This window comes from Methanovulcanius yangii, assembly GCF_018687785.1.
GTDB classification, from domain to species: domain Archaea; phylum Halobacteriota; class Methanomicrobia; order Methanomicrobiales; family Methanomicrobiaceae; genus Methanovulcanius; species Methanovulcanius yangii.
On sequence record NZ_LTBL01000001.1, the window covers coordinates 815,556 to 831,125 of the forward strand.

Annotated in this window: 13 protein-coding genes and 2 tRNA genes; 5 read left to right on the forward strand and 10 right to left on the reverse strand. The window is 54.7% G+C overall.

Annotated elements, in window-relative coordinates; genetic code table 11:
- Nucleotides 1-187: 187 nt before the first annotated feature.
- Nucleotides 188-1,831 carry an IPT/TIG domain-containing protein gene (locus AZH53_RS04090; RefSeq protein ID WP_319642263.1) on the forward strand — a complete coding sequence of 548 codons (1,644 nt, stop codon included), beginning with the start codon at nt 188-190 and terminating at the stop codon, nt 1,829-1,831.
- A 144-nt stretch (nt 1,832-1,975) separates the two neighbouring features.
- On the opposite strand, the gene AZH53_RS04095 is transcribed toward AZH53_RS04090, so the two are convergent.
- From AZH53_RS04095 to AZH53_RS04105, 3 genes are all read right to left on the reverse strand, one after another.
- Complete coding sequence (locus tag AZH53_RS04095) at nt 1,976-2,464, reverse strand: HEAT repeat domain-containing protein (RefSeq protein ID WP_319642264.1); 489 nt, start codon at nt 2,462-2,464, stop codon at nt 1,976-1,978.
- A gap of 141 nt (nt 2,465-2,605) precedes the next feature.
- Nucleotides 2,606-3,064: an ester cyclase gene (locus AZH53_RS04100; protein ID WP_319642265.1), complete on the reverse strand. Its 459-nt coding sequence runs from the start codon at nt 3,062-3,064 to the stop codon at nt 2,606-2,608.
- A gap of 49 nt (nt 3,065-3,113) precedes the next feature.
- A complete protein-coding gene (locus tag AZH53_RS04105; RefSeq protein ID WP_319642266.1) occupies nt 3,114-4,475 on the reverse strand; it encodes an ATP-binding protein in 1,362 nt (453 codons plus the stop codon).
- A gap of 129 nt (nt 4,476-4,604) precedes the next feature.
- Between AZH53_RS04105 and AZH53_RS04110 the strand changes: the two genes are divergently transcribed.
- The gene (locus AZH53_RS04110; protein WP_319642267.1) at nt 4,605-6,014 is read left to right on the forward strand and encodes an alpha/beta hydrolase family protein; all 1,410 of its coding nucleotides are present in this window, start codon (nt 4,605-4,607) and stop codon (nt 6,012-6,014) included.
- Between the two features lie 187 nt (nt 6,015-6,201).
- A complete protein-coding gene (locus AZH53_RS04115) occupies nt 6,202-7,092 on the forward strand; it encodes a bile acid:sodium symporter family protein (protein WP_319642268.1) in 891 nt (296 codons plus the stop codon).
- A gap of 683 nt (nt 7,093-7,775) precedes the next feature.
- Here AZH53_RS04115 and AZH53_RS04120 read toward each other — a convergent pair.
- The 4 genes from AZH53_RS04120 to AZH53_RS04135 all read right to left on the reverse strand — a co-directional run bounded on the left by AZH53_RS04120 (nt 7,776) and on the right by AZH53_RS04135 (nt 11,417).
- Nucleotides 7,776-9,227: an MFS transporter gene (locus AZH53_RS04120; protein WP_319642269.1), complete on the reverse strand. Its 1,452-nt coding sequence runs from the start codon at nt 9,225-9,227 to the stop codon at nt 7,776-7,778.
- Nucleotides 9,228-9,365: 138 nt separating this feature from the next.
- A tRNA-Thr gene (locus tag AZH53_RS04125) sits at nt 9,366-9,438 on the reverse strand.
- 124 nt (nt 9,439-9,562) lie between these two features.
- Nucleotides 9,563-10,279 (reverse strand): sugar phosphate isomerase/epimerase family protein, encoded by a 717-nt coding sequence (locus tag AZH53_RS04130; protein ID WP_319642270.1) that lies wholly within the window; start codon nt 10,277-10,279, stop codon nt 9,563-9,565.
- A gap of 112 nt (nt 10,280-10,391) precedes the next feature.
- On the reverse strand, nt 10,392-11,417 hold the full coding sequence (locus AZH53_RS04135) for a mechanosensitive ion channel family protein (protein WP_319642271.1): 1,026 nt from the start codon (nt 11,415-11,417) through the stop codon (nt 10,392-10,394).
- 43 nt (nt 11,418-11,460) lie between these two features.
- Between AZH53_RS04135 and hypD the strand changes: the two genes are divergently transcribed.
- Together hypD and AZH53_RS04145 are read left to right on the forward strand one after the other, a co-directional pair.
- Nucleotides 11,461-12,486 carry a hydrogenase formation protein HypD gene (gene hypD / locus AZH53_RS04140; protein ID WP_319642272.1) on the forward strand — a complete coding sequence of 342 codons (1,026 nt, stop codon included), beginning with the start codon at nt 11,461-11,463 and terminating at the stop codon, nt 12,484-12,486.
- 160 nt (nt 12,487-12,646) lie between these two features.
- Nucleotides 12,647-12,718 (forward strand) — tRNA-Arg (locus AZH53_RS04145).
- 73 nt (nt 12,719-12,791) lie between these two features.
- Here AZH53_RS04145 and AZH53_RS04150 read toward each other — a convergent pair.
- The 3 genes from AZH53_RS04150 to AZH53_RS04160 form a co-directional block, all read right to left on the reverse strand.
- Complete coding sequence (locus tag AZH53_RS04150; protein WP_319642273.1) at nt 12,792-13,886, reverse strand: hypothetical protein; 1,095 nt, start codon at nt 13,884-13,886, stop codon at nt 12,792-12,794.
- Nucleotides 13,887-14,151: 265 nt separating this feature from the next.
- A complete protein-coding gene (locus tag AZH53_RS04155) occupies nt 14,152-14,691 on the reverse strand; it encodes an Hsp20/alpha crystallin family protein (protein WP_319642274.1) in 540 nt (179 codons plus the stop codon).
- A 100-nt stretch (nt 14,692-14,791) separates the two neighbouring features.
- The gene (locus tag AZH53_RS04160) at nt 14,792-15,337 is read right to left on the reverse strand and encodes a putative immunity protein (protein ID WP_319642275.1); all 546 of its coding nucleotides are present in this window, start codon (nt 15,335-15,337) and stop codon (nt 14,792-14,794) included.
- Nucleotides 15,338-15,570 lie beyond the last annotated feature (233 nt).

Sequence of the window (15,570 nt, forward strand, 5' to 3'; positions counted from 1 at the left end):
CCTCTGTCCTGCGACTCATGCCAATGTTCATCGTCAGAGATCCTTCGTATTTCATCGCAGATCCAGGGGAAATGCAGCTGAGCCGGAGCGATATTGCTCGCGGCATCCGTGCATTCCGGGCGATGACCATGGCCGCCGGCCCGGCTCTGAACGAGGAAATGCGGCATAGGAGATGAGAGATGAAGCAATGACAAGGAAATTGTTGATTTTGGCTCTTGCCATCACCCTGTTCACCCTGACAGGGGTCATGGGAGTGGCGGCAGCCGGTATAACGGGCGTGAGTCCCGCGGAGGGGACGCTGGGCACGGAGGTGACGATCACCGGCTCCGGATTCGGCGGGAAGACGGGAGAGGTCCTCCTCGGCGATGAGAAATGCAAAGTGCTGGACTGGAGTGACACGGAGATCACCTGTGAGGTATTCAGACCCGTGCCCGCCGGGGAATACACCATCACGGTGCTGATGCAGGGGGACAAGAAAAACCCCGAACCGATGACCTGGTTCCCCTTCATCATGCAAAAGCCGCAGATCACGGAAGGATCACTGACACTGGACGGTGATGTGGTCACCATCGAAGGAGCGTTCTTCGGCGACAAGAAGGGGGATACGCGCCTTGCGTATGTCGATGTCGGGGAAGGGATGGAGATCGAGATCGAGAAGGGGAAGATCGTTGACTGGAGCATGGACGCTATCAGCTTCAGGATTCCTGATGACCTGACCGGACGGTTCATTCTCAAGGTCGGAAACATCATCGGAGAGGACTATGCACTTATGGATCTGGCCGGCAGTCCGCCGCTGGTGGGCATGGACTGGCCCGAGGGGTGGGGAGAATACGAATCCTGCGCCAATGCACGAGGATTCTATTACAACGATCAACTCTACGTCTTCTCCCTCTGGTACTCGACCACGAAAATCTTCTCTGATGAATTCTATCGCATCCAGGTTTGGAGGTTCAAGGACGGCGTGCTCCACAGCCCCTACCAGTTGTGGGAGGGCACCTCCTATGCCGAACCCGCACCGCTGCTCGTTCAGTATCCCAACGGCGGACCGGAGAAGATGTTCGTGTTCGTTACGGGACAGAACAAAAATCTCTACTTCACGAGGCTGAACGGCACGGACTGGGAAGACGGGGACTGGCTGAAGATCCAGGACCATGCGACCGGGAACTACTTTACCACGAAAATGAACCACTGGGAAGTCGCCCCCGTATACAACCCGCTCAACCACTACATTTACCTCTACTACGCCAAGGACTACGATGGACCGCTCTATTGCGTGTACAGCTATGATTTCGGAGAGACCTGGTATGATTTAGGACAGGTGGTCGGTTCGCCGAACGTGAAGTCGCCGCCCGGCGCCGTGTTCTATGCCCCGGACGGCAATGTCCGTGCCCTTGTAGCGGTGAGCGACGAGTCTCAGAGAATCTGGCTGGGGAAAGTTTCAGCGGCGTACGTCTACGAATCGGAGATCCTGGATACCGGGAATGTGGAAAATATGGGACGGCCGTTCCTGACGGACCTCGGCGACGGCACCATCGCGCTGGTGTACGGAGAGAACCACTCACCGAATGCTGCCTTAAATCCTGACTGGTACATTCCCTACATCAAAAAGATGAACAAAACGACCGGCGTTTGGGGCGAAAGTTACCAGCTCTACGAATTGCCGGACCTCGGAACCGCTCAGGGGACATTTTCATTCCACTGGCAGCCCAACGGTGCGATGTATAACGATGACTTCTACCTCTTCTACGGGTTCGAACTGACGGCCTGGTATAGTGATGACACGAATGACGGTCCGTGGTGGAAGTTTAAGGTGGCCGACCTTGGTCCCTGAGGGGAACAGGGGATTGTGAGATAGGAGGAAACCCCTTTTTTTGGGTGGAATGACCGGCGGGGCGGGCACGACCCGCACCCTCGGGACCCTTAATGGGACCCACCCTGTTTGAGATGAGCCGGACGGATTTGATCAATTGTGGAATTACATCTCTGATGTCTGTTTCCTAAGGGATGCAAGGGCAGCTATTCGCACATTATTGTCAGGGTCGCCCCCAAGCACTTCGAGCAACTGCACTACTACACCATCGTCAGGGAATTCCCCGAGCGCCAAAGCAGAGTAGAATCTTGCAAAGGGGGACAAATCTGTGTTTACGGAAGCAATGAGTGGTCCGATCGCCCGCGAATCGCCAATTTGTCCCAGTGCCTGAGCGGCTAATCCACGCACCAGATCCTTGGGGTCATCGGTCAGAATGCCAATCAGTGGTTCGACAGCGTGTGGATCACCGATTTTTCCCAAAGCTTTGGCGGCATCACCCCTAACAGGGAACATAGGATCCGTAAGTGCCAGTATTAATCCATCAATATTTTTTTCCTCCTCAAGCAGAGAAACATTCGTTAAACCATGAGGGGTCATGACGACAAATGTTAATTCATTGCATAAATAGATTGCTGCAATTTTAATAATCTCCACGACCTCGACGCATTCACTGGATGAACAAGTGGTCTGCTCTTGCTGTGAACCATACAAACCACTCCATACCTGACACGTTGGAGAAATTTCCGGGTGTCTCCTTTCATCGAGATGGAAAGCAGTATCTCTTCAGTCAGGTGTTCAGTCACCTTCATCCTCAGGAAAAATGGCCATCCCTTTCTCCGTGTACGCGAGAACGCCGATGGCCCGCAGGAAATCCACTTCGCTGTCGACCTCCCACCCCTCGGCGAGCCGTCCGTCCGCGATGCGCCAGATGAAGACCATCGACATGATCACCTTCCTGCCGGTCGGGGGAAGGGGAACACCGAAGAGGTTCCACTCGCCGGTATGGGTTCCGGTCGCCGTCACCCACACCCAGACCCGGTCCCCCTCGGCAATCATATCCTCGATCGCCTCATGCCAGTCGGGGAAGGCATCAAAGGCGAGGGTGAAGAGCTGTCTGAAGGGTTCCCGGCCCTGCTGATGATGCGTGTGGTCGATATAGTCGGGGGCCACGAGGTCGTCGAAGACGTCGAGGTCGCGGGCGTTGTAGGCGTCGATGAAGCGGTGGACGAGGGTTTTGTTTTGTTCGGGGGTCATGGGGATCATGCATCACTGGATTGCGATACTATTTGGTATTATCCAGTGCTCATGCAATGATCTCCCGGATGTCATCGATATCAACGATCTCATAGCCCTTGTTCCTCAATGCCTCCTTTCCGCCGACCCTGCCGGCAAACAGGGCATATTTTTTCGTGTACCCCTCTTCAACCGGGACATGTTCCGATTTTGCCTCGAGTCCCTTCAGGATGCGTTCGGCATCACGAGCCGATTTTGCCCCGTATTTGCATTCGCCGAACACGATGGCCGTCCCCCGACGGTCGATGGCAACGAGGTCGATCTCTTCGCCCTTGTGCCACCATCTGCCGCTCTCGTATCCCGGATAGATCAGTGGCACGACTTCCTCCCTGATGAACGCCTCGAAGCGTTCTCCGAAATACTGCGACATGTCGCACTCTTCGTAACGGAACGTATCCGTTTCGATCCTCCCCTTTTCCGGGTAGACAAACCTGTACCAGAACCCGAGGAGATTGTCTCGGATTTTGTACACCGAGTTTCTGCTGCTGCCGGGAAACGGCGATTCCTTTTCGATAAATCCGAGCCGGATCATTCCTTCGAGGTACGGGTACAGGCCACGGGTCTCAATGCCGCAGTGCCCGGCGATGGCGGAGGGTTTTGTGTTTCCCTGGGCAATCGCCCGGAGTATCCCCTGATAGACCTTCAACTCCCTGAATTCCTGTGACAGCAGAAAATACGGTTCGCGGTAAAAGTAGCCGTACTTGCCGAAGAGCTCTTTTTTCGCGAATGCATCGAAGGTGGTGTACTCCGATGCCTTCTGGAGGTATTCGGGAACGCCCCCTATTGCGAAGTAGGTCCTCAGGGCATCCTCGAAATTCTGGCGGAGGAACGCCTGTGCGTACCGGAAGGGGAGACGGGTCAGGAACATGTCGCGGGTCCGTCTGCCATATATCGGAGAGGTGTACGAGAGGGCAAGGTCGCTCATCATACCGAGGACCGAGCCGGAGAGGACGATGCACCACGGGGAGGCGGACAGGCCGTTGTCCCATGCCTTCTGGAGGGCCGAAAGGACACTTTTGTCGCTTTTTATCAGGTACGTAAATTCGTCGATGATCAGGTACGACCGATGGTGCGGCGGGTGCTGCACGAGATAGGTGAAGAGCTGCGACCACGACTCTATCGGCAGGTCACCGAGGAGGCCATCGTGCAGGTGCCGGGCGCACAGCTCCTGAAGTCCTTTGATCTGGAGATGGGCCGGGGTCTCCTCGGCAAAATACAAGATCCCTTCCTTCCCCTCTGCAAATTCTGAGAGCAGCCGTGTCTTTCCGATCCTCCTTCTCCCGTAGAGGACGATGAGCCGCCCGCCGTCCGCTCCCCATTCGTCCTCGAGGATGGAACGCTCCTCCTCCCGGTCGATGAAAGGACTAATCATGATTAGTACTAATCACGATTTGTATTATTTGTGTCGGTGGCGGTGAGAGGATGAGAGGGCGTTGTACTCCCGGGAAGTGGGTTTTCGGAACTGTTATCCTCATTGTTATGATATCATTCCATAATCACCATGAAACCCCGCAGAGCCACCATCATCACCATCACCCTTCTTATCGCCATTATTGTTGCCATCTCGGCAGGCTGCACCGGCCCTGTTCAGGAGTCGCCGGCTCCACCTGCCGTCACTGCGACCGGGGCGGCCGCCGACTCCTCTGCCACGGACGCCCCTGCCGCCGACCCCCCTTCGCTCATATTTGCCGATCAGGAATTTGCCTTCGAACTCCAGCGGACACTCGGCGCCACGTATGCGGGAGAGGCAGACATCGGAGAGTGTCTCGCCACGGCGTCCCGGATAAAAGAAGGAGACTTCGAGAGCTGGTACAGCGAATGGAAGAAGACCGCGGACACCTTCAGGACGGCCGGTGACGAGAGCCTCGCAGCCGGACACGGGGTGAGCGCAATGGAGGCATACTACCGGGCCGCGACCTATTACCGCACGGCCGAGTTCTTCCTGCACGGCGAACCCGACGACCCCTGCATAGTGGAGACGTGGGGATTGAGCAGGGAAACGTTCCGCGATGCAATCGCGCTCGACGTCGTCCCGTACGAGATTGTCGACATCCCGTACGAGAACACGACGCTGCCGGGGTACTTCTACACGGTCGACGACTCCGGCACACCGCGGCCGCTCCTCATCGTCCAGACGGGCTTTGACGGCTGCCAGGAGGAACTCCACCCCTATGCGATGGAAGGAATCAAACGCGGATACAACGTCCTGACCTTCGAGGGGCCGGGGCAGGGCGAAGTGATCCGGGTCCAGCATATCCCGTTCCGGCCCGATTGGGAGAACGTGATCACACCGGTCGTGGACTATGCGGTGAGCCGGCCCGACGTCGACGACGACCGGATTGCCCTCTGGGGAATTTCCCTCGGCGGCTACCTCGCCCCCCGCGGTGCCGCATATGAGCACCGGATTGCGGCGCTGATCGCGGACGCCGGCACCTACGACGTCGGAGAGACGCTCCTGCAGAACCTCCAAACCGGCGGGGGAGCGCCTGCGGACCTGACAGAAGATGACCTGCAGGAATGGCTGGAGACGGACCCGGTGGAGTGCAACGATGCCCTCTACGAGGCCATGGCCCACGACACCGGCACCCGCTGGCTGAACGAGAACGGGATGTTCGTCTTTGGTGCCGGCTCGCCGGCACAGTTCTGGGCGAATTGGATGGATTTTTCCCTTGTGGGCATTGCCGAAAATATTCGGTGCCCCACGCTGGTCACTGCCGGTGCGGCCGATCACTTCGACCCGGACGGGACGCAGGCACAGGCACTCTACGACCACCTCACCTGCGAGAAGGAACTTATGGTATTTTCCGACGAGTACGGTGCCGGGGCGCACTGCCAGCTCGGGGTGTTCGCGCAGTCGTTCGGCGCCAAGTTCGGCTGGCTCGACGAGACGATGGGAATGAGCACAAAATAATTTGAAATAGGCCTGAAATAGGGGAATATCCCCTTAATCTATTTTAAACAAGAAATTCAGCGTGGAATTCGCTATCCTCCGGAAGCATTAATTAGAGGAGAAGAATAAGGACGGCATATGAAGAGTCCCGTCACTGTCGGCATCATTCTCCTCCTGATTCCGGGAGTGGTTCCGGGCAGGAGCGTTAATGAGTATGACCCAGTATGATCCGGTCTTTATCGCCATCGGCACGCTGGGCGTGTTGATATTCGTCATTACCAGCATGCTTGGCATGGGGTTTGGCCTGACGATTGCTCAAATCATGGCCCCGTTGAAGAACAGAAAGCTGATCATCGCGTCTCTGGTGGCAAACTTCGTCCTCGTGCCCATCCTCGCGGTATTGATCGTGTGGGCAATCCCGCTCTCCGAGGGACTGCAGATCGGCCTCGTTCTGGTGGGTTTTGCCGCCGGGGCGCCGTTTTTGCCCAAGCTGGTGCAGCTGGCCAAAGGCGATATGGCGTTTACCGCCGGGCTGATGGTCCTTCTGATGGTGGTAACCGTCGCCTACCTGCCCATCGTTCTGCCATTTGTATTGACCGGAGTGCAGGTGAATCCCTGGGAGATTGCGAGGAGCCTTGTCGTGTTGATGCTCATTCCGCTCGCTGTTGCCCTCTTTATCCGGGCCAGGTATGAAGAAGTGGCCAAGGGCCTCATCCCGGTGATGGGGATGGCTGCCAACCTGTCTCTGGCAGCGCTCTTCATCGGATATTTTGTGGGGTATTCCGATGTCACCTATGGAGTTCTTGGAACCGGCGGAATTTTGACATCCGTCCTCCTCGTTGTCGGCGCTGTTGTCATAGGATACCTGCTGGGCGGGACGGACAAAAATAATAGAACGGTTCTTGCCCTCGGAACGGGGCAACGAAATTTGGCGGCCGGATTTGCCGTCGCCTCCGGCAATTTTGCCACCAATCCCGAAGTCCTGATAGAGATTATGGACGTGGCCGTCATAGGATTTATTCTCCTGATGGTCATTGCCGGGGAACTGGGGAGGCGGAGTGCACGAGGAAAGGAGAAGGGAGTCCAGGCAACACCCTGAAAGAAAAATCCCCAAAATGGCTTTACAATTAATTAATTGCCAATAACAGTTCCAAAGAGTGCCTCAGCCCGTTCAGGGCCAGCCACGAGAACCGCGAAATCTAATCCCACAGTCCCTCCCAGAAGGCCTCCATCGTCATCTGTTCGCATTTTGGGCAGAATAGCCCGATAGACGGCATTTGAAACCCACCACAGGATATATCCCATCTTTTTTCCTTCGTGGGAGATGGTTCTGAGAGGTGCGGATCATTGTAAAACCGAACCGGGTGATGGCAATGAGGACAGATGCCCGCTTGAATATCATCCGCATCCTTCTGGGTTGGAGACGTATGGAGGGGATCACGATATTTTGCCAGCACCACCTCTTTACATCGCGGGCAATATGCAGGCACGGAACTCATACCCGTTCTGTAGGACAGAAAGCCATACCCGAACGGAAGACTTTCGGCAGCATACCCGCAGGGACACCGGAATGAGTAGATTGTTCCCATGGAGGAGGATGAGAGAACGGATCATATAGTTACTTTGTTATTCTTCTCACTCCCTGTCCGGCCATATCCGGAGAATTCAACGGCAGATTCAGATGATGAAATATAAAAAAAGGTAATTCCTGACCACAGGTCCGGAAACATTTTCAGACCACCAGTTCAAGATGGCCCAGGATCACTTCCGCCTCGGAATACTTCACACGATCTTCCCCGTCTTCCGGATGAACAAACCCGCAATGAACATGCCGACGACCACGACAATCATCGCAAGAAACGCCCATTCCATCCCCTGACTGACCGCTGCCTCACTGATCCCGAGTGACAACAGGGGATGGCCGGAAGGCAGAGGCGATGGTGGAGCGGAAGAATGCCCATGGATGAAACCAAGAGCGAGGACGATCCCGATGATTGCCGTTCCCAGGGAACTTCCCACCTGACGGGTGGTGTTATAGATACCCGATGCATCGGTCTGTCGCTCGCTCCGGACAGCGGAGAGGGTGAGGTTGGTCACCTGCGAGAGCACGATGCCGACCCCGGTCCCAAAAAGGATACTTCCGGCGAGGATGTCATGAATGCCGGTGGTGAGGGAGAAGACATCCCTGAGGGCTATAAGCCCCGCCCCGGTGAGGGCGATTCCCCCGAGGAGGACGTATTTTGGTTCGAACCATGATGCGAACCGGGCACCGAGGATGGAGAACACGACAATCGCAAGAGACATGGGCAGAAGGGCGATGCCGGTTTCATACGCGCTTGCACCCATGACCACCTCGTAGAACAGGGGGAAGATGAAGATGAACCCGGCGGTAACAAATTTCTGGCCGATGGAGACGACATTCCCTGCAAGAAAGGAACGTTCGGGAAGGATGGTCACATCCACCAGAATATCCTTGTTCTTTTTGATCTGCTGCCGTTCCCAAAAGTACAACCCGACGAGAAGGATGATTCCCACGGCGATAAGAACGGGAACCACCACCAGCTCTGCCGGTTTTTTGATCAGAAGAATCCCGAACACGAGGGTGAAGAGGCCCAGAACCGCGAGGAGCGAACCCCCGACATCGAAGTTCTTCCATGATGCTGTCGGGCGGGTCTCCGACAGCATCCGATGGAGGGCAAAGATGATGAAAATGATGACAAGCTCGAGAGCAAACACCCACCGCCATGTATAAAATGTGGTCAGGTACCCGCCGAACATAAGGCCGAAAATGCTCGCCATCGCAGCGATACCGCCCCAGACACCAAAGGCAAATGCCCGGTCTTTCCCTTCGTAGGTGCCGGTAATGAACGTGACCGTTGCCGGGAGGATCAGCACCGTTCCCATCCCTTCAAGTATTGACCAGCCGAGGAGGAACATGACTGCATTCTGGCTGACGGCAGCAATGGTTGTCCCGACACCATATATCGCAGCACCCGTGAGAAACGTACGCTTCCTCCCGATGATATTCTGCAGCTTCGCTCCTATCAGCATGAAGGCGGCCTTCATCAAGGTATAGATGGTGATGATGGACTGGATGGTTGAGAGGTCGGTGTTCAGGTCGTTTGCCAGAGCACTCATGGATACTTCCATGGTGGTGGTGTCGATGACCAGGACGACTACCGCGAGGCTGACGACGAGGAGGACGCCCCATCGGAGGGAACGGTGCGGTTCCATTGATAGGAGTGAATATCTCCCCGCCTGCTATTTATAGCAAAATGGTCTTCGCTACCGGGTCCGGGGGTGTATTCGCGCTGAAATAATCGGTATGACTGCACTATTATCAGAACATTGGAAATTGAACAAAAACAAGAAAGCCTCAGGCGAGATTTGAACTCGCGACCTCGTCCTTACCAAGGACGCGCTCTGCCGGCTGAGCCACTGAGGCACTGCAAAAGTGCACTATAATGTCGCATTGCCTCGTATAAAAGCGTATTGAAATTCGTATCAGACCTTCGCCCATCCGGGCCGGGATAATAGCCATTTTTGCCAAAATACCATCATTGCACGCGTCAATCGATGTGGCCCCGGACGGCAGAGAGGCTTGCGAGCGCACCTTCGAAGTCACGGACCTCGATGATGCAGCGGGCACGGGACTTCCGGAGCCGCTCGTAGACCGGCGTAAAATCAATCTCTCCCTCGCCGACCGCGAGGTGCTCGTCAAGGTGACCGTGGTTGTCGTGGAGGTGCAGGTGCCCAAACGGCACCGCCAGAAACTCCTCCAGGCAGTCGTTCATGTGCGCGTGGCCTACGTCGAGGCAGAGGCCGTACCCGTCGATGAGCGGGAGATCCTCGGGCGTCGTCAGGAAGAAATACGGCCACCGGGGCATATTCTCCACGGTGAAGGTCACGCCCATCTCCTCCGCCAGCTCGCCGAGTTCCGCAAGCGAGGTCCGCATCCATGCCGCCGCACCGTCCTTGCCCCCCTCCCACGAGGCGTAGCCGGGGTGAATGACGACCGGGGCATCGACCTCGGCCGCGATGGCAAAGGAGGCCGCGATCACCTCCACGCTCGCCCGGCGAATAGGGGGGAGCTGGCTTGCGATATTGACGCCCTTTGCGGGGGCGTGCAGGGAGTAGTCGAACGAATACTGCTCGAGGAGGTCGACCGATTCCAGATAGTGGAGCCCGTCGTCCATCACCTCCACCACGTCGGTGACCGGCACCAGAGCTTCGAGTGCCTCCTCCAGCGGGACCTGATGAAGGCAGTTCGTCGAGATACCCAGCATATACCAGAATGTCGGTGAAGGATGCAAAAAGGTTTTCGAGGTACCAAACCCCGGCGGTGGTTCGGGGAACGGGTTCCCCCCAAAAAAATCTGAGAAAAAGATATTGGGGCAGTTACTCCCGCAGGTGCACGTCCATCTGCGGGAAGGGAATCTCGATGCCCTCCTCGGCGAAGCGGCGGTCGATCTCGGTATTGATCCAGTCCTTGATCTCCCATGACATGTTGAACTTCTTCGCCCAAAGTACGATCATGAAGTCAAGGCTCGAGGGCCCGAACTCGAGGAAGTAGACGTTCGGGCGGGGGTCGTCGAGGATGTAGGTCGAGTGCGCCACCGCGTGATCGCAGATCTCGAAGAGGATCTTTTTGACCTGCGCGACGTCCGAGCCGTAGGCGACGGAGACCGGGAGCTTGATCTTCAGCTTGATGTCCGGCATCGCGTAGTTGGTGACGATGCTATTTGCGATCGTGGAGTTCGGGATGGTGAGGAGCTGATAGTCGAGCGTCATGATCCGTGAGCTTCGGGGGCCGATCGAGACGACGTCGCCGAGGTTCCCCTCGATCATCACGCGGTCGCCGACGGAGAAGGGCTTGTCTACGACGATGAGTGCACCTCCGAAGAAGTTTGAGATGAGGTCCTGGGCGGCAAGGGCGATCGCGATGCCGAAGATACCTCCAGCGGCAAGGAGCGGGGTGATGTCGATCTCCAAATACGAGAGGACGATGAGAATCGCGATGAACCAGATGATGTAGCGCGATGTGACCTCGAGGATGTGGACGATCTTGTCGTCGAAGTCGCTCTCGGTCTTCTCAGCCATCCAGCGCCCGTAGAGGGCGACGAAGTTCTGGACGAAGATGGAGACGACCCATGCGCCGAGGAAGATGTAGAGCGCATGCAGGTATTTGCTTTCGAGAATCCATGCATAGTTTTCCGGGATATCGATGTATCCCAGCGCGAGGAAGAACGAGAAGAGGAGGATGCCGACGACGATCGGCTTTCCGAACGAGAGGACGAGGATATCGTCAAATTCGGACTCCGTCAGGTCCGCCTTGTTTCCCAGCCAGCGGAAGAGCCGGGCCACTCCCCATGCGGCGATGATGCCGATGGCGATGATCGCCGCGGCCATCCAGATATTCGACATGAAGAATAGTCTTTTTTGCATAGGGATTAAAAATTATCCTTGAATGACTGGCGGAAAGGAGATCGCGTCGGCCCTGAAAAAAGAGGTCGACCGGGACTATACCTTCATGCACATCTGCGGGACCCATGAGGCGTCCATTGCAAAGTCGGGCCTGCGCAGCGTCCTCCCCGAGCAGCTGAAGATCGTGATGGGGCCGGGGTGCCCGGTCTGCATCACCCCGCAGGGGGAGATCGATGCGGCACTCGAGCTTGCGGAGAAGGACTGCATCATCGCGACCTATGGCGACCTGATACGAGTGCCGGGCACGAAGGGCGCCCTCGAATCGGTGGGCAAGGACGTCAAGGTTGTGCAGGGTGTCCACAAGGCGGTCGAGATTGCAGAAAAGACCGACCGCGAGGTGGTCTTCATCTCGGTCGGGTTCGAGACGACGGCGCCGACCGTCGCGGCGACGCTTCTCACCAACCCGCCGGAGAACTTCTCCATCCTCTCCTGCCACCGCTTCGTCCCCCCGGCGATGGAGTACCTTCTCAGTCAGGGCGAGGCGAAGCTCGACGGTTTCATGCTCCCCGGCCACGTCTGCGTCGTCGCGGGCTACAAGGAGTACGAGCGCTTCCCCGTCCCGCAGGTCGTGGCAGGCTTCGAGCCGGACGACATCCTCCTTGGCCTTCTCATGCTCATCCGCCAGGTGAAAGAGGGTCGGGCCGAGGTGGAGAACGCCTACCCGCGGGCGGTCTGCCGCGACGGCAACCCGAAGGCGATGGAGATGATGTACCGGGTCTTCGAGCCGCACGACGTCGAGTGGCGCGGGTTCCCCGTCATCCCCGGCTCGGGGCTGAAACTGCGAAAAGAGTTCGAGCAGTACGACGCCCAGAAGAAGTTCGATATCGAGATCCGCCATGTGGAAAAGCACACCGCCTGCATCTGCGACCGCGTCCTGCGCGGCATCGCGGATCCCACGGACTGCAAGCTCTTCGGCACGGCCTGCACGCCGCGAAAGCCGGTCGGCCCGTGCATGGTCTCCCACGAGGGCGCCTGCAAGATCTGGGCGCTGTATAACCAGAAGAAATAGAATCCAACCCGATTTGAACCGGATTCACCCTTTTTCGCTGCAACCCACCCAGCCGTTGATGATGAATTGTCAGAGCCCCTTCAGGCGATCCGGACACCCCTGCACTGCGGCCGTGGGGCACGCCTTTTTATGCCTGTGTATCCAATAGAATAAAGCAAACGCCCCGGTAGGGTAGTGGATATCCTGGAAGCCTCCGGAGCTTTCGACCCGGGTTCAAGTCCCGGCCGGGGCATACCCCAATTTTAACAATGTTTTAACGATTTTAATTTGTAATTCCTAGTTAGTGTTTGCCGTGAGGTAGGTTCTTATTTAATTTCCGGTTTAATTTTATCTTTTCTGATTTTATCCATAAATCCAATCCATTTATACTTACTTTCCTGATATTGTATTGCCTCTTTAACCATTACAGAAAGTCCAGCCATAGAAGCCGCAGGTACCGATACCGCTGGCAATCCTGTCATTGTTCCAATTAAAGCAGCAGGCGTCGAAGCTACTAATACTACATTAGCCCACCGCTTCATTTTCGGAAAAGTCTTTTTTAAATCTCTATTAATTTTAACTTTTTCAGATTGAAATTTTTTAATCAATTCTTCATTAGAATAGTCGGAATCCAAATCTCTCAATTCACGGATAATTTCACCAACACAATTCTTCATTTGCTCGATTTCATCATGCTCACGTAATTCTAAATATTCGTGAACGTTGGTTTCAACCATTTCTAAATAAGTATTCCCACATTTTTCGTAATGCTTACAGACATTACATTTATGGCTGTCTCCTTCTGGTAAAGCGTAATAAGGAATTAAAGACTTTTCAGGAAGAATAAAGCTAAATATGCTATCAAATGCGGATATTCGAGACTTCCGATCATGAATTAACGAGAGACCAAATTTATACTTACAATACGTGTAAAAATGGTCTGAAATTAAAGGTTCTGCATTCCATTCTTTTGCCAATCTCAAACTTGTATACATACTGAATAACATCGGAAAACAATATTCCTCACCTTCTATTGAAATAAAATGAATACCAGAATCGTCACCGGCATCACTATCCTTAATAGGTTTAATGGAATCGGGAAATAATTTCATTAACAACTCAACATCAAATTTTATCTCATCGCAAATATTATTTGAAATATTGTTATTAATTACCTGATTCGGCGATTTTATATCAATTACATTAAAATCTTCAGCAATTTCAAATATTTTATTAAATACAGGTCCAAATTTCCCTTCAGTTGAAATTGTACCCTCTTTAAATTGTTCATAAACCTTAGGAGTAACGATTATTTTATCTGCCCAAACAAATGTTGAAGGACGATTAATCAACCATCCATACTCGACATTACATGCCCCGCAATTATCATTAACCTCTGCACCAAGTGCTAGCCCAGACACGAGAACATTTATCCGATCCATATTTAAAGAATAAAAATTGTAAGTTATAACCTTTTTTATATCTAATATTATTTTGAAATTTTCATTTTTCGCGTCGATTCTTCCCAAATTATTCGATTATCTTCGTACCTCTAATTATTGTGGTGTATCACCGCGAAAATCCAAAACGTAGCTGTTATCCCTTACAATTATATTGAGAACTAATTCTGTGGTGGTTAGTTTGGAAAAGTAACGTAATAAAAAAGAAAAGATCAAGAAAACCCCTCTACGTCAATTCAATCCTCCGCCCCTTCTCCTCCGGCCTCGGTTCCTTCTTCGGCACATTCAGTTCAAGCACGCCGTTCTTCATCGTTCCCTTCGCCTGTGCGGGGTCGACCTCCTCGGGGAATGATACGGACCGCTCGAAGGCGGAGAACGCCCGTTCGTGGTACAGGTAGTGCTTTTCTTCCTCTACTGTCTCGGTTTCCGACTCCTTCCTTGCCCGGATGTTGAGCCGGTCGTCTTTGATCTCGACCTCGACATCCTCCTTGGTGAAACCGGGGAGTTCGGCGTGGATGATATACCGGTCTCCCTCGTCGATGAAATCGAGCGGTGCGTAGCGGACGGGCGGCACCCCGAATTCATGCACCCGTTCCACCATCGGGAAATGCGAGCGCATCATCAGGTCGAATGATCTCCTGAACTCGTCGAAGATCGAGTCGAAATCACGTTCCAGAAGGCTTGGCATCCTCCGGGCCGTCAGCGAGGACTCCGGAGTGACCGGCTGGATTTCGGTTGTTTCTTTCTCAGGTTTTTTCCGTGCCATCGGCATCTCCTCTGTTCACGTCCCGATAGCCCGATACCCATAAATAAGTTATGTAGCGGCCTCCTCCATCCTCCGGGTGGAGCAATCAGCATACAACAGTTCAACCTTCCGTTTCCCCTCCCTTCTCCCTCAACTCCACCAAACGACGATACTGCCACTCCCGTTCCCTCGCGACGGCGGCATCCACCTCCCCCGCCTCCAGACCTTCAGCAACGGCGGCCCGGAACACCGCCTGCTGGGCATAGCGTGACGCCGCAATCGAATGCGTCCTGACGTGCGTCGTTGAGACTGCCTGCCCTGCGGCACGGGCGGCGGACCGGGCGGGATTGTCCTCTCCCACCTCGCGGGCGGCCGCGTGGGAATCCAGAGCCGCCTTGCGGATGTCTGCCATCCTGAAGACGCCCGTCTCAATCCATCGGTGAAGGGCCTCAAGAGCATGCCGGGGACGGGGGTCGTCCGGAAATTTCTCCTCAAAGTATGGCATTACACGTCCGGCACAATCCGCAGCCCAGACGGCCAGTGTTTGTTTGTCCGTCGTTGCGACGAGTCCGGTCATTGCCTCGTCCTTGTGGGCAAGGGAAAATTTCGGTTTTCCGTTCACATTCCGGTCCTCTTTCACGGTGATTGGTTCCTCTTCTACCATCATCTCTTCCGTTCATAACGGTTCGTACCTGCTTCTGCACCCGGCGCCATAGGCCGGATGAGCGGGAGGATGCAGTTCTGTATCCATAGTGCCCGAATTTCGTTTGTTTTTACCGTATTCGTGCAATGAAGGCGGTGCATATTCATTGGCAGTAGAGGTCCCCTCCAGATCATGAGAAATTCCACAATCAGCCTTCCGTTTTCCAATTTCCGACCGAATTCGCATCGAATTATATG

Coding starts and splice junctions, on each gene's coding strand:
- AZH53_RS04090 (WP_319642263.1), top strand. CDS start 188: ATGACAAGGAAATTGTTGATTTTGGCTCTTGCCATCACCCTGTTCACC.
- AZH53_RS04100 (WP_319642265.1), bottom strand. CDS start 3,064: ATGACCCCCGAACAAAACAAAACCCTCGTCCACCGCTTCATCGACGCC.
- AZH53_RS04105 (WP_319642266.1), bottom strand. CDS start 4,475: ATGATTAGTCCTTTCATCGACCGGGAGGAGGAGCGTTCCATCCTCGAG.
- AZH53_RS04110 (WP_319642267.1), top strand. CDS start 4,605: ATGAAACCCCGCAGAGCCACCATCATCACCATCACCCTTCTTATCGCC.
- AZH53_RS04115 (WP_319642268.1), top strand. CDS start 6,202: ATGAGTATGACCCAGTATGATCCGGTCTTTATCGCCATCGGCACGCTG.
- AZH53_RS04120 (WP_319642269.1), bottom strand. CDS start 9,227: ATGGAACCGCACCGTTCCCTCCGATGGGGCGTCCTCCTCGTCGTCAGC.
- AZH53_RS04130 (WP_319642270.1), bottom strand. CDS start 10,279: ATGCTGGGTATCTCGACGAACTGCCTTCATCAGGTCCCGCTGGAGGAG.
- AZH53_RS04135 (WP_319642271.1), bottom strand. CDS start 11,417: ATGTCGAATATCTGGATGGCCGCGGCGATCATCGCCATCGGCATCATC.
- hypD (WP_319642272.1), top strand. CDS start 11,461: ATGACTGGCGGAAAGGAGATCGCGTCGGCCCTGAAAAAAGAGGTCGAC.
- AZH53_RS04155 (WP_319642274.1), bottom strand. CDS start 14,691: ATGGCACGGAAAAAACCTGAGAAAGAAACAACCGAAATCCAGCCGGTC.
- AZH53_RS04160 (WP_319642275.1), bottom strand. CDS start 15,337: ATGATGGTAGAAGAGGAACCAATCACCGTGAAAGAGGACCGGAATGTG.